This is a genomic window from Hymenobacter terrenus, from assembly GCF_000972495.1.
Taxonomy (GTDB): domain Bacteria; phylum Bacteroidota; class Bacteroidia; order Cytophagales; family Hymenobacteraceae; genus Hymenobacter; species Hymenobacter terrenus.
This window is the reverse complement of record NZ_LATM01000002.1, coordinates 195,987-210,006: the sequence shown is the minus strand read 5'-3', so window position 1 is coordinate 210,006 and position 14,020 is coordinate 195,987. Positions and strand designations below refer to the sequence as shown.

Sequence of the window (14,020 nt, the reverse complement as noted above, 5' to 3'; positions counted from 1 at the left end):
AAATAATTTGGCAAGGTAGATTTAATTCGTAGTATTGTAATGCCAAATACAAGTTTTACATTGTCAAACTAACATCCCACCTGAATGAGCATCCCACTTACCAAGGCTTGGAGAATAGCTCTCCTTCTATGGAGCCTAATGCTTCCATTTGCGCCGACGATGGCGCAGTCAACTCAAGCGGTATCGGGCCGCGTGGTTGATGAGAAGGGCCAAGCCTTGCCGGGCGTGACAGTGCTGGTAAAAAACACCAGCAACGGCACTACCACCGGTGCCGATGGTTCCTATACTTTGTCGATTACCAGTGGTAATCCCACATTAGTTATCTCGTATATCGGCTACTTGAGCCAGGAAATTCCAGTTAATGGCCGAACGGAAATCAACGTCAACCTAGCCGTGGGCGACCAGGCCCTGGAGGAAGTTGTGGTGGTGGGCTATGGCACCCAGCAACGTAAAGACCTGACGGGGGCGGTTTCATCAGTAAAAAGCGAGGAAATCGCCAGAGTGCCCGTCTCCAGTGCGGACCAAGCCTTGCAAGGCCAAGTAGCTGGGGTTCAAATTGCGAATACGTCGGGCGAGCCGGGTGGTAGCCCCAACATTCGCATTCGCGGGGTTAGCTCTATCAGTGGTGGTGTGCAGCCACTGGTAGTAATCGACGGATTTCCGGTGAACAACGCCGACGGCACCAATCCGCTGAATGCCATTGACCCGCGGGATATTGAGTCGATAGATGTGCTGAAGGATGCTTCGGCTACGGCAATTTACGGCTCTCGGGGGTCCAACGGGGTTATCATCGTGACTACTAAACGCGGTAAGCTCGGCAAGACCAAGGTGAACGTTGACGTGTACGGTGGCGTGCAGCAAGTGGCTAAAACCATCGACATGATGAACCCGGAGCAATTCGCGCAGTTTACCATCGATGCCCGCAACAATGGATATTTGGATAACTTCCCGACTGCGAATATCAACGACACCAATGCGATGCGTAGGACCCGGGCTGGCAACGACAACTACGCTATTCCACCGGTATACGCCAACCCATCAGCCTTGAGGGGGAGTGGTACTGACTGGCAGAAAGAAATCTTTCGGGTCGCCCCTATCACCAACTACAAGGTTACGCTGGGAGGTGGCACCGATGCCCTGAAATACAGCGTCAGTGCCGGCTACTTCGACCAGCAAGGAGTAGTGCTGAACACCTACCTGCGCCGCTTTAACTTCAAAGCCAACCTCGACTCCCGGGTCTCGGATAAGGTAAAAATTGGGATTAGCCTAATTCCTACGTATTCGGAACAAAAGCGCCTGAATACCGCCGACCACTACGCCAGCTACGGCATCATTCAGGCGGCTATGGCGTACTCGCCGGCAGCCGTGCCCCGCGACTCTGTGGGTAATTTCGGCTACAATATCGGCGACCTGGACGTGAAGAACCCGCTGCGGATTGCCGATGAATATAAGAATACCAACGATAACTTTCGGATACTGGCCAACTCGTACTTGGAATACGACATCACCAGCGACCTAAAGCTGCGTACCACTATTGGCGGCGATTATTTCAATAACCAATCCCGACTCTGGATTCCTTCATCGCTGGCCGGCGGCAGCAACTATACGGCGCCCGCTTCAGCTAGAGCCAACAACCAAATCAACACCAGCTGGCTGAACGAGAACACCCTTTCCTATCGCCGGGCATTCTCCGAAGATCACCGGATTGATGCAGTAATAGGGGCAACATTCCAAAGGTTCTATACCAACCAATTGTCGACTAGTGCTGCTAATTTTGCTAATGACCAAGTTCAAAACGTTAACGGCGGCAACGTTAACGCAGGCGGTGAAATTATCAACCGGGATGCACTCACGTCATTCCTAGCGCGTGTCAATTACACGCTGTTCCGCCGGTTCCTGTTCACTGGCACGGTACGCACCGATGGGTCGTCCAAATTCAGCCCAGAGGGAACATACCAGTGGGGTACGTTTCCGTCCGGGTCGTTTGCTTACCGTCTTACGGAAGAATCATTCATGAAAGCGCTGCCGGCTATTACCGACCTCAAATTTCGGGTAGGCTACGGCCTAACGGGGAATAACAGCATCGGGAACTACCGCTTCCTGGCACTGCTGGCGCCTAGCAACTACATCTTTGGAGAGGAAAATGTACGGGGTTTGAGTCCTAGCACCTTTCAGAACGACCGTCTGAGCTGGGAGTCCTTGGAGCAGGTCAATCTGGGGCTCGACGTGGCCTTATTTAAAAACCGGGTGACACTCACAGCCGATTATTATAATCGGGTGAACAAGGACATGCTGTTCAACATTCAAACGCCTGCGGCCACGGGGCTTACGACAGCAACCCTTAACTTGGGATCGGTGCGCAACCGCGGCGTAGAACTTACCGTGGCGACCCAGAATGTGGTCAGCAAAAGCTTCACCTGGAACTCAAACTTCAACATCTCCTACAACGAGAACAAGGTGCTCTCGATGAGCACCGACGCCGAAAAGATTTTTGCCAACGGCAGCCGGGGCATTACCAACGTGACGCAGGTAGGCGGGCCCGTTGGCGGGTTTTATGGCCGCCGGGCACTTGGAGTATTTCAGACGGATCAAGAAGCGGCCGAATACGGCAAGCAACCCTTTGCCCGCGCTGGTGACGTGAAATGGGCTGACGTAAACGAAAATGGCATCGTGGACGACGACGACCGGGTAGCGCTTGGCAATCCCCTGCCCAAATACACCCTGGGTATTAACAACACCTTTACTTATCAAGCTTTTTCGCTGGACATCTTCACCAACGCGGTGTTGGGCAATAAGCTGTACAACGGGTTATTTGCCTTTAACAACTCAGGTGTACAGAACAATGCCACTTACATAGAAGAGCGCCGGTGGCGTAGCCCCGAGGAGCCGGGCGACGGCCGCTGGGGCCGGGCTATCCGAGCTGGAAGAAACAACAATACGGCATTTAGCGACCTCTATCTTTTCGACGCTTCCTTCTGGCGTATCCGCAACGTGTCGCTGAACTATTCGGTGCCGAACAGCTTCGCCAAACGCTTCGGCATGCAGGCCGTACGCATTAACGTGACGGGCACCAACCTGTACACGTTTTCCGACTACCCCGGCTACGACCCCGAAGTGGGTGCTACCGGCAACAACCAGCGCGCCGCGGGCACTGACAATGGCACCTTCCCCATCGCCCGCACCGTCACCGTGGGCCTGAACGCCACCTTTTAATCTCTTCCACCCATGAATAAGAAATTATATCTCGCCTTTGCCCTGACGCTGGGACTAGGCCTGAATTCGTGCAAAAGCTTCCTGGACGAGACCCCTGAATCGGACCAGGCTGTCGTTAATTTTTATCAAACCCAACCTGATTTCTATAACGCCATTACCGGTGGCTATGCGGCTCTTAAGCTGGAAGGCGTGTACGCCAACGGGTCGGGTTCAATGATGACATTGATGGAACTGGCGTCGGATAATACGGCACCTACTGGCATACGCAGTAACACCACCTCTTTGTATGAAATTGAAGAGTTCACGTTTCCCAAAATCAACCAAGCTATTCAGTTTGCCTGGGTCGACCACTACCGCGGCATTGGGCGGGTAAACGAGATTATTGCTAGGCTGCCGGGCGCGTTGTCGGGCGCGACGTTTCCACAGGATGTAAAGAATCGGTTTGATGCTGAAGCTCGCTTCCTGCGCGCCTTGTATTACTTCAATCTGGTCCGGCTCTTCGGCGACCTGCAACTTATCACCGAGCCAGTGGCGGGTCCCTTTGCTACGGCCAACGTGGGCCGCTCACCGAAGGAGCAAATCTATGATCTTATTATCAGCGATTTAAACATAGCAGCCAATGGGCTCCCGGCCACTATTCCGGCCAGCGAAGCCGGCCGGGCGTCGCGGTGGGCGGCCCTCGCTCTGCTTGGGAAAGTGTACCTCACGCTGGGGAAGTTTGCCGACGCACTACCGATACTGAAAGATGTGAACGATAAGTCCGGGCGCTCCCTGATGAAGAGCTATGCTGACATCTTTTCGCCTACTACTTCCTACGCGGCTAATACCGAGTACATTTTTGCCGTGCAGTACAAGTCCGGCTTGCTACCTCAGGGGTCCAATACGGTGGGCAACCAAGGCGCCGTTGGCCAAACGCAGGGCAGTGACATGTGGTCGAACTGGGCTCCTCTAGGGGCCGGCTCGCTGCTGGGCCGTAATGGAGGCAATGGGGGCGGCTTCAATACGCCCACAGTCGACCTGATTAACGCCTATGAAGCTGGCGATGCCCGGAAAAATGCTTCCCTGCTTACTACTTTCATGTCTGGCCCAACAGTTGTCAACTCGGCCTATTGTGTGAAGTTTCGGCAACAAGGTGCTGTATCTGGCGACGCAGATTCCGACTTTCCAGTCCTTCGCTTTGGCGATGTAGTGCTCATGTACGCCGAGGCCCTTAACGAGCAGGGTCAGATTCCTGAAGCTGTTATCCAACTCAACCGCATCCGGACCCGAGCCGGACTGCCCAGCAAGTTTGTGGCACCGGCAGCGCCAGCTACGCAGGATGCCCTGCGCACAGCTATTGAACAGGAACGCCGGGTAGAACTAGCGTTTGAAAACCATCGCTGGCCGGACCTTATCCGCACCAACAAGTATGTGCCAGTGATGCAGGCCCGAGGAATTCCGGTGAAAGATTATCATCGGTATTACCCAATTCCGCAGCGCGAAACCGACTTGAATAGCAACCTTGGACAGAACCCCGGCTATTAAATCAAGCTGACAGCCAGGCCTACTCATCTGGACTGCGCTTGTCGAAGCATCTTTACCGCACGAGTAACTATTCGCTGCACCGAATAACGAGTTGGATGGTGCTGGCCTGTGGTGGGATAACCAGCATTGCCCAACCAAGCGGTAAGGGTGCTTCGACAAGCACAATCCAGATGAGCAGCTTGGTCTGATTACATAGCAGTTGGCCCAAACAGCCTGCTATTACATTCTTTCTCTCGCCCACCCTTCCAGCATCAAAATCATGGTCTATAAAGTGCTTTTGACGGGGCTAATAGCCGCAGCCTGTTCAGCTAACGCTCCAACGCCGCTGCCTGCCCCAGGCTGGAAGGAAGTAGGCCAGCTCAAAACGCACTCGGCGCTGGAAATCAAGTCGTCCAGTTGGTCGATTGGTGGAGAAACCCTGGACCGAGACTACACCGACTACCAATCCTATAAAACATATCTGGGGCCACTGGGAGCCAAGCGTATCCGTTTGCAGGGCGGCTGGTCAAAGTGCGAGAAGGTGAAAGGACAGTATGATTTTGCCTGGTTGGATGCCGTCATTCCCGATGCGGCAGCGCGCGGGGTGGCGCCCTGGGTGCAACTCTCCTATGGCAACCCGCTGTATCCAGGCGGTGGCGAGGCCAAGTTGGCGGGCCATATCCCGACCTCGCCGGAAGCCCTCGCAGCCTGGGACAATTGGGTGAGGGCGATAGTGACCCGCTATAAAAACCAAGTGCCCGAATGGGAAATTTGGAATGAGCCCGACCTCAACCCCGCGCATACGGGGGCAATGGTCGGGCAGTTCTACATTCGGACGGCCCGGATTGTAAAGTCGGTACAGCCTAACGCCCGACTCATTGCCCTGGGCATGGCCAGCGTGGGTGCCGTGGGGTTTGTTCGGGACTTTTATGAGGAGCTAAAGCGGGAAAACGCGCTGGACTTAGTAGACGTGCAGACCTACCACGGCTATGCTTACAACCCCGATGAGTCGTACCTAGGCATTGAAAACCTACGCAAGCTGGTGTGGGGCTACAATCCGAAAGTGGTGTTCATGCAGGGCGAAAACGGCGCGCCTTCCACACCCAAAGCTGTTACGATTGGGGCCTTGCGCGACCAGGACTGGTCGGAGCTGACCCAGGCCAAGTGGGACCTGCGCCGGATGCTCGGCGACCACGGCCGGGGCATTGCCACCAACCTATTTACCATCAGTGACATTCACTATGCCCCGGGCGACCACATGGTGGGGGTGAACACCAAAGGACTGCTCCAAACCAACCCAGACAAAACCATTAAGCGCCCCAAAATGGCGTATCGGGCTGCTCAACACGTATTCTCACTTTTTGATGAAAAGTTGGAGCTTACGGCAGATGCCAAACCCACGACGGATGTGCCAACTGTAGCAGCGTTTGCCTACCGCCACAAAGCGAGCGGCGGCAGCTTGGTCACCCTTTGGAGCGCCGAGGCCCGACCGGCCGAAGAATATCCCTCAAACCCCACTACGCTAACCGTCACCGGACAATTTACTCGGCCGGTTTTCGTAGACTTACTGACCGGGAAGGTCTACGACATCCCGAAAGAAAACTGGAAAAAAACAGGTACGGGCTACACGTTTACGGCCGTGCCGGTGCCAGATTATCCGGTGGTTATTGCTGAGAAAGCAGCCCTTGCTACGATACTGTAACACTTGATAAACACTGTATGGCTTTACTAGCTCTCTTCTAATGTTCGAACTGCTTTATCTAGTTGAAACCCGTCTGCCCCGAATGAAGAATACGTTGCCGAAAAGGAGCTTAGTGATGGTAGCAGCACTGTCAATCTGTGCTGCTAACTCGCTTGCGCAAAAAATTGACACTAGTCCGGACCGGGTGAAAACAGACTTCGAAGTTTCCTTTCCCCGGCTGGGTACGGTCATGCCGCGCAACACGGCCGAAATTACGGACTCGAACTGGCTGATTGGCTGTGAAACGCTGGACCGGGACTTCACCGACTACGAGCAGTATAAAACCTATATCGCCCCACTGGGCATTAAGCGTCTTCGGATGCAGGCCGGCTGGGACAAAACCGAAAAAATCAAGGGCCAATACGACTGGGCCTGGCTCGACCGAATTATCAACGATGCTACCAAGCGAGGTCTGAAGCCCTGGCTGCAGATATCCTACGGCAACCATAACTACCCCGGTGGCGGCGGCTCTAATCTGGGAGCCGGGGTCCCTGCATCGCCGGAGGCTCTAGCGGCCTGGGATAAATGGGTAGAGGCACTGGTGAAGCGCTACAAAACGAAGGTGACCGAGTGGGAAATCTGGAACGAGCCCAATTTCAGTGACAATCTTGAAAATACCCCTGAAAAAGCCGCGGCCCTGCATATCCGCACTATTGACATCCTCAAGCGCATTCAGCCCGAAGCCAAAGTTTCAGGTTTGGCCTTGGGCCATATTGGCTTGGAGTACGCCGATGCTTTTTTCAAAAGCCTGGCTGATAAAGGTAAGCTGAAGCTGTTCGACAACATCACCTACCACGACTACACCTACAATCCCGACTCACACTACCCCAAGGTGATGGAGTTGCAAGCTATTCTGCATAAGTACGCGCCCAACATGCCGCTGCGGCAGGGTGAGAATGGGGCGCCCTCGGGCAGTGGCGACGGGCGAGGGGCCTTGGGCGAGTACGAGTGGTCGGAGCTGACCCAAGCTAAGTGGGATACACGCCGTATGCTCGGCGACTTGGGCCACGACATCGAATCGAGCGTGTTCAGCATCATTGAAATGGCCTACACCAATGGTCCGATTAACCGACTCAACTACAAGGGCATCATCAAGTCGGACTCTACTAAAAAGATTATTCGGCCTAAAATCGCCTACTACTCCATTCAAAACGTAACCTCGATTTTTGACCGCTCCCTGGAACGAATCAAGCGAGTAGAGCCCACTCATAACCAGAACGCGGTGCCGAAGAACCCAACTGAAGTAGCCTATACCAAGGGTACCGACCGGAGCCTAGCCGTGTATGGCTACCAACATGCCACGACCAAAAAGCAGCTGTTCACCATCTGGTCTGACGACTACATTCCGGTCGAATCGAACAAGACTCGTAACCTGACTTTCACTTTCGCTAATTCCAATTTCGACCAGCCGGTCTACGTTGATATCATCAGTGGGCGAGTGTACGAAATCCCGGCTTCGCAATGGAAAAAGACTGGTAATGTATACACATTCACCGACATCCCGGTGTATGACGCTCCCATTCTAATTGCTGATAAAAGCCTGGTCAAGCTGATGTAGTTTGTGTAAACCTTGCATTTCAGTCAGCGTCCCTTCCCGTCGTCCTACCTTCCCTTTCTTCCTTCCACTCCTACTCCACCCGATGCAGACTCTCAAATTATTAGACTACTGGGCCATTGCCATTTACATGGCGCTGATGGCAGGCATTGGCTTGTTCCTGGGCAAGTTCATCAAGAATATCGGCGACTACTTCAAGGGCGGCAACGCCATTCCTTGGGTGTCGGGAGCCATCAGTAACTTCATGACGAAGTTCAGCACCTTTATGTTTGTGGCTTATGCAGGCATTGCTTATCAGCATGGTTTCGTGGCCCTCACACTCATCTGGAGCACGGTGCTGCCGGCCTTAGTGGGTGTAGCCATCTTTGCCAAGCGCTGGCGCCGAGCAGGCGTTATGACCCCAATGGAGCTGCTCGAAAAGCGCTTCAATGCGCCGGTACGGCAGGTATTCGCCTGGGGCGGCGTGTTTTTCAAGATTCTCGACAACATGGTGCGGCTCTACGCGCTCGGTTTATTTGTGAAAACGGCCGCTGGCTTGAGCCTAGAGCAAGCCATTCTGGGCTGCGGCATCATCGTGGCGCTCTACACCATCGCGGGCGGTCTGTGGGCAGTAGTCGTTACCGATGTGGTGCAGTTCATCATTCTGATGGTGGCGACCCTAATTCTGGTGCCGCTCACCATTCAGGCCTCGGGGGGACTAACCAAGCTAATGACCACAATTCCAGCCCACTTCGACCCCTTCAACGGACCCAAGGGCATGCCTTTCTACGTGGGCGTGTACTACCTCATGATATTGGTGAAGTACAGCGGCAACTGGACGTTTATTCAGCGCTTCTACAGCGTGCGCGACGAGCGGGCTAGCCAGAAGCAAGGCTTGTTAACAGCCGTGTTCTTCTTCCTGTTCCCGGTCATCTTCCTGTTCCCTTCCATCGCGGCGCGCGCCATTTTGCCAGACTTGGCTAACCCTGAGATGGCCTACGTCAGCGTGTGTCTCAAGCTACTGCCCGAAGGCATTATGGGCCTGATGGTGGCGGCCATGTTCGCGGCCACCATGTCGGTGCTCAGCGGCGAGTACAACGTGACGGCAGGCGTGCTGACGCGCGACATCTACCAGCGCCTTTTCAACCAAAATGCTACCGACAAGCAAACCCTATGGGTGGGCCGGCTGATGACTCTGGCGCTGGGCGGCGTGGTTACATTTGGGGCCCTCACCGTGGGCGGATTCGGCGGGGCTTTCGAAGCTAATAAGCTGTTTACCGGCCTCTTCGCCATCCCAATGACGCTACCCCTGGTACTGGGTGTCGTGCTGAAGCGGCCCCGGCCGGCTGGGGCGCTGGCCACGGTACTCATTGGGATGATTATTGGTCTGGTGCTGAATGCCACGCCTTCGGTTTCCTGGGAAATGGCGACATTCATCGAAATTGTAGTCTGCGTAGCTGTATTCCTGGGCTCGGGTTTGGTGGAGTCGTCAGACCCCGCCTACCGCGAGCGGGTCGACAAGTTCTTCCGGCGCATAGCCACTCCTCTCACCGAAGCTGAAAAGCCTGTGGAGGACCCCGTGTTCATGCGTTCCATGAATCGCCTCTACGCCGTAGCTCTCGCCGTGACGGGGGGCTTGTTCATGGTCATGAGCGGTCCTTCGCTGGGCCAGACCAGCGGCAAGTTCGCCTTCGGCGCGGGCGTCATATGCCTGGTTCTATCAGGTGTTCTGTGGTACTGGACGCGAAATTCCGCGTCCTCGCCCTCCCCTACTATTCCTCAAGTTCCGGAGGAAGCCATGGCTACGCACTAAGTGAGAGCTGCGCCCCTCTTGCAGAGAGGAGGACAAAAGTTCTTAAATAGTAAAGCATTAGAAATGAATTGTTTTGCCCCTTGCCTCCCGCTTCACTCAATTCTTATCCAAAATTTCCCCTTTTGGGCTTCGCGTTCCAAGCAGACTGGGGTCGGAGCGAGAGGACCTTTCCACATTCCCTAACTTACACCAAACTACCCGCTAACCAAAACACATGAGTAATTTAGAAAACAAGGTCATCTTCATCACCGGAGCTTCTTCGGGCATCGGGCGGGCTACGGCGCGCCAGCTGCTCGACCAGGGTGCCAAGGTATTCGACTTCAGCCGGAAGAACCGCTTGGTCGATGAGTTGCCTAATCCTGCCCTTACGTCTTTCCTCGGCGATGTCGGCAACGAAGCCGACGTGCAAGCTGCCTTCCGCCTCTGCGTGGAAACCTACGGCACCGTCGACGTCCTCATCAACAACGCCGGCCTGGGCCTGCCTACTCCCGACCTGGCCGAAACCGACCTCGAAACATATGAGCGCATGGTGAACACCAACATGCGCGGCGTATTCCTCTGCAACCGCGAAGCGCTGCGGCTGATGAAGCCCCGCCAGCAGGGCCATATTCTCTCCGTAGTATCGATGGCCGGGCAGCGCACCAATCCCGGCGCGCCGCTCTACTGCGCCTCTAAGTTCGGGGCCCGCGGCCTGAGCAGCGGCCTAGCCGACCAAGTGCTCAAGCACGGTATCAAAGTGACCGACGTGAACCCCGGCCCCACCGACAGCAATTACTGGGGCGACCGCCAGGTGGCTCGCGAAAAATTCTTACAAGCCGACGACGTAGCCCGCGTCATCACCTTCGTACTCAGTCAGCCCGAGTATGTAGTGATTCGGGAAATCAATTTTGACAACATGAAATTCTTAGCCGGATGATTACTACCCCTGCCCCCTCTATTCAGGCCAATGGCTTACACGAGCCCGCCTCCCTCTTCCCAATCTCGGTAGCCGAAATGCGGGAACGTTACCTCGCCCTTTACACGGGCGCGGTCAACGATGTGCTGCGTTTCAATTACAACATGCACGCTACCAGCTTGCCCTCTGAATTTGCGCCCCTGCGCGAAGAGATGAAGATGGCGGGCTTGGCCTTCACCGTCAAAGGTGGGCCGGACATCACCACCGAAGGCGAGTTTGAGATGCGCGCGCAGATGCTCGAAGACTTGCACCCCGATTCGGTGGTGGTATGGGACTGCAGCGGCGACACCGTGACCTCGCAGTGGGGTGAGGTGATGACGCTGGCTGCCCTCAAACTCAAATGCCGCGGCGCCATCGTCAACGGTATCCGCGACACCATGGCGATTCTGGAGCTGGGCTTCCCGGTGTTCCACAAGTACAAGGCTAACACCGGCATGCTGGGCCGATTCCGCATGTATCACTACCAAAAGCCTGTGCTCATGGGCGAGGTGAAAGTGCAACCCGGCGACTGGATTTTTGGTGATGTTGACGGCGTCATTTCCATCCCACAGGCCATTGCCTACGACGTGCTGATTGCCGCCGAAAGCATTCTGCACAAGGAGGAAGACATCCGGCAGATGGTCGAGAGCGGCATGAAGCCGACGGACGTCGTGAAAAACGGCGGCTACTTCTAATGGAGGCCGTTCAAACCCGCCGCATCTTCCTGACCGAAACCGAGAAGGAAGCCATTTTGAATAGCTCTGATGCGGTTGTTGGTCAGTTTCGGGAGGCCCTGGCGCAGCGCGTGGCCTCCCGACTAGCCGCGCCCGCCCTGGCCACCGAGCCCGACGGCACCGACCGGGGCCGGCTGGGCTGGTGGTATCCGGCCGCCGAATACCTGTCGGATGCGGCAATGGAACATGCCTTGGCCCCCACCGAGGAGCTAGGGCAGTGGCTACGCGAGGAAACAATGCGTACTGCCCGGCGGCCCGTCGCCGACTGGGTTGGCCCGTGGTTTCGCAGCCACACCGAGCCGTTCACAGGTCACCTTGAAACCGCTCACCTCTGCTGGGGGGTCGCGGCCGTGCTGGACTTGGCTCCCGAGGTGCTGAGTGAGGATGAGCAAGAGGAAGCAAAGCAGGCGCTCTACGAAAAGGGCATCGTGCTGTGCCGCCGCTGGCTCCAGCAAAACACCCACTTGGCCAACTGGCGCGGCATCATGACTTCGGGCGCTACCGTGGCCGCCGCCGCCCTGGGCGACGAAGAGCTGTTGGACGAACTGCTGCCTGACTTGGCCCGCATGGCCCAGGCCTTCCAGCCCGACGGTTCCTACGGGGAGTCGCTGCAATACGGTAACTACCTGGCCAACGCGCTGATGCTGGCCCACGAGGCCCTGATTCGCAAGTACCCAACGCGGGCCGAGGCTCTGGATGTGGCCGCTTACGGGCGCGGCATGGGCTGGATGGCCCAGAGCATGCTCTACCGCCGCCCCTTGAGCGGCTGGGGACCCGACGACCGCGCCCGGGCCGTCAATTTCAACGACTCCGCCGCCCTGTTCCGCCCTTCTGGCGACTTGCTACTGCACGTGGCGGCCCGCTACGACGACCCCGTGCAGGCCGGCCTGGCCCGGGGTTTATTCCAGACCTACTACGAGCCCTGCCCCACACAGGGGCCGCACTTCCTGGCCACCTTCGGCATGGTCAACGATTGGGGCTTTCTGACCCTGCCACTGCTGACTCGCCAACCGGCGGCACTCTTTCCAGATGAAGCCAAACTGCCCCTGACAGCTGCCTACGCCAACGGCAACACCTTCGTACGGGACGGCTGGGATGGCAAATCTGTGGTGGCCATTCAGGGCGGCATGAACGAGGGCTGCTTCGCGCCTGGTCACTTGCAGGGCGATTTGAATAGCTTCCTGCTGGCATATGGCCGTGAGCGGCTCCTAGCCGACCCTGGCCACAGCTGCTATCGCAACCTGATTCATGGGGTGGAAAGCGCTACCCAAACGCACAACTCCTGCACGTTTCTCATCGAACAGGACGGGCTGGGCTTGCAGGAGGATTTAGCTAAAATCAAGCTCCTCGAACAACGCAATGTCCTTTCCCGACGAGTAATTAAAGCCGATGGCACCGTAGGCCCACCCGTGGAGCGGGGCGGGCGGTTACGGGCCACGCAGCGCGTGGGCAATGTTTCCCTGGTGGTGTCGGAAGTAGCCGCTTCGTATGACCGCCCGATAGAGGAATTCACCCGGCTCTGGCTGCAATGCGGTTCGAATGTCACCTTTGTACTCGACCGAATCAGGGCTGCGGAGCCCGTTACTACGGTCTGGAACTGGCTGATTAATAACCGGGACGACGCAACGCAGATATACGCCACGCCCGGCGAGGTGCAGGCCACCCGGCACGGCGTCGGGCTGCGACTCTGGCACACCGGCACCCCAACGGGGAAGCTAGCAGCCCCGGCCGGGCCAGTGTACGCATACATGCACGACGCGTATCATCCCGAACCGGCGCAATTGGGCGAGGGACTGCCCGGCAGCGGGCTGCTGTTCCGTTTCACCGACACAGCCCCGGCGCGTGCCACCCACCGCCTTCACATCATTGTTGCTGATGAAGCAGCCGAGCTAGCCAACTGGCAGTTGGAAAGCAGTCCGGAATCCTGGACCATTCGCAACGCCGACCAAGCTTTCACGTTATTCCTACCTCAACTAACGCCCCTGCGCCTGCAATTGCAAACCACGCAAGGCGAGTGGCAGGTAGAGGAGACCAACGAAACTGATTACCACCTTACCACTAGTGGTGGCTCGCGCCTCACCTCATAACCACCTTAGGAATGAATGAACTGACTTTTACGGGGGTGGACCACCCCGGCCTGGCAGCGGAGGACGTCGAAGCGCTGACCGAGTGGTACTGCACCGTGTTGGGCTACACCCGCTGGTTTCGGCACCAAACTGCCGGCTCACCCAAAGTGGTGTGGATGCTGCGGGCTCCCGATAATACGCTCCTTGAAATCATGCCCCGCGACGAAACAGTGCGGCCCGAGCGCACGACTTGGACGCCCGGCTGGTCGCACGTAGCCCTCCGGATTATCGACCTCGAGCAGGCCATCCGTCACCTCGACCAACACGGCGTGCGCTGGGGCGGCGAGCCAACCAACGCCATCGGCGGCGGGCGTGTCCGCAATTTCTACGACCCCGAAGGCAATATGCTGCAACTTCTCGAGCGCGGCCCTCTCTCCGCCTGATCTACTTTTCCCGGCTTATTTGCTAACTCACTATTTTTC

The 14,020-nt window shown here is 56.5% G+C and carries 9 protein-coding genes; all 9 read left to right on the top strand.

The window, feature by feature from the left end; all coding sequences use genetic code 11:
• The first annotated feature begins 159 nt into the window (after positions 1-159).
• The 9 genes from WX88_RS05420 (at position 160) to WX88_RS05380 (ending at position 13,981) form a co-directional block, all read left to right on the top strand.
• Positions 160-3,213, top strand: a complete 3,054-nt coding sequence (locus WX88_RS05420; protein WP_052732372.1) for a SusC/RagA family TonB-linked outer membrane protein — start codon at positions 160-162, stop codon at positions 3,211-3,213.
• A 12-nt stretch (positions 3,214-3,225) separates the two neighbouring features.
• Positions 3,226-4,737 (top strand): RagB/SusD family nutrient uptake outer membrane protein, encoded by a 1,512-nt coding sequence (locus WX88_RS05415; protein ID WP_046243313.1) that lies wholly within the window; start codon positions 3,226-3,228, stop codon positions 4,735-4,737.
• A 259-nt stretch (positions 4,738-4,996) separates the two neighbouring features.
• The gene (locus WX88_RS05410) at positions 4,997-6,418 is read left to right on the top strand and encodes a GH39 family glycosyl hydrolase (protein WP_046243312.1); all 1,422 of its coding nucleotides are present in this window, start codon (positions 4,997-4,999) and stop codon (positions 6,416-6,418) included.
• Between the two features lie 184 nt (positions 6,419-6,602).
• Complete coding sequence (locus WX88_RS05405) at positions 6,603-8,015, top strand: GH39 family glycosyl hydrolase (protein WP_316932308.1); 1,413 nt, start codon at positions 6,603-6,605, stop codon at positions 8,013-8,015.
• Between the two features lie 82 nt (positions 8,016-8,097).
• Positions 8,098-9,804, top strand: coding sequence for a sodium:solute symporter family protein (locus WX88_RS05400; protein WP_046243311.1), 1,707 nt, complete (start codon positions 8,098-8,100; stop codon positions 9,802-9,804).
• A gap of 214 nt (positions 9,805-10,018) precedes the next feature.
• Positions 10,019-10,720: an SDR family oxidoreductase gene (locus WX88_RS05395; protein ID WP_046243310.1), complete on the top strand. Its 702-nt coding sequence runs from the start codon at positions 10,019-10,021 to the stop codon at positions 10,718-10,720.
• Positions 10,717-11,433, top strand: coding sequence for an RraA family protein (locus WX88_RS05390; RefSeq protein WP_046243309.1), 717 nt, complete (start codon positions 10,717-10,719; stop codon positions 11,431-11,433). Before WX88_RS05395 ends, WX88_RS05390 begins: the two co-directional genes overlap by 4 nt.
• The gene (locus WX88_RS05385) at positions 11,433-13,559 is read left to right on the top strand and encodes a hypothetical protein (protein ID WP_046243308.1); all 2,127 of its coding nucleotides are present in this window, start codon (positions 11,433-11,435) and stop codon (positions 13,557-13,559) included. The genes WX88_RS05390 and WX88_RS05385 overlap by 1 nt, the downstream gene beginning before the upstream one ends.
• A gap of 11 nt (positions 13,560-13,570) precedes the next feature.
• On the top strand, positions 13,571-13,981 hold the full coding sequence (locus WX88_RS05380; protein ID WP_046243307.1) for a VOC family protein: 411 nt from the start codon (positions 13,571-13,573) through the stop codon (positions 13,979-13,981).
• Positions 13,982-14,020: the final 39 nt, after the last annotated feature.

Coding starts and splice junctions, on each gene's coding strand:
- WX88_RS05395 (WP_046243310.1), top strand. CDS start 10,019: ATGAGTAATTTAGAAAACAAGGTCATCTTCATCACCGGAGCTTCTTCG.
- WX88_RS05420 (WP_052732372.1), top strand. CDS start 160: ATGGCGCAGTCAACTCAAGCGGTATCGGGCCGCGTGGTTGATGAGAAG.
- WX88_RS05410 (WP_046243312.1), top strand. CDS start 4,997: ATGGTCTATAAAGTGCTTTTGACGGGGCTAATAGCCGCAGCCTGTTCA.
- WX88_RS05415 (WP_046243313.1), top strand. CDS start 3,226: ATGAATAAGAAATTATATCTCGCCTTTGCCCTGACGCTGGGACTAGGC.
- WX88_RS05390 (WP_046243309.1), top strand. CDS start 10,717: ATGATTACTACCCCTGCCCCCTCTATTCAGGCCAATGGCTTACACGAG.
- WX88_RS05400 (WP_046243311.1), top strand. CDS start 8,098: ATGCAGACTCTCAAATTATTAGACTACTGGGCCATTGCCATTTACATG.
- WX88_RS05385 (WP_046243308.1), top strand. CDS start 11,433: ATGGAGGCCGTTCAAACCCGCCGCATCTTCCTGACCGAAACCGAGAAG.
- WX88_RS05380 (WP_046243307.1), top strand. CDS start 13,571: ATGAATGAACTGACTTTTACGGGGGTGGACCACCCCGGCCTGGCAGCG.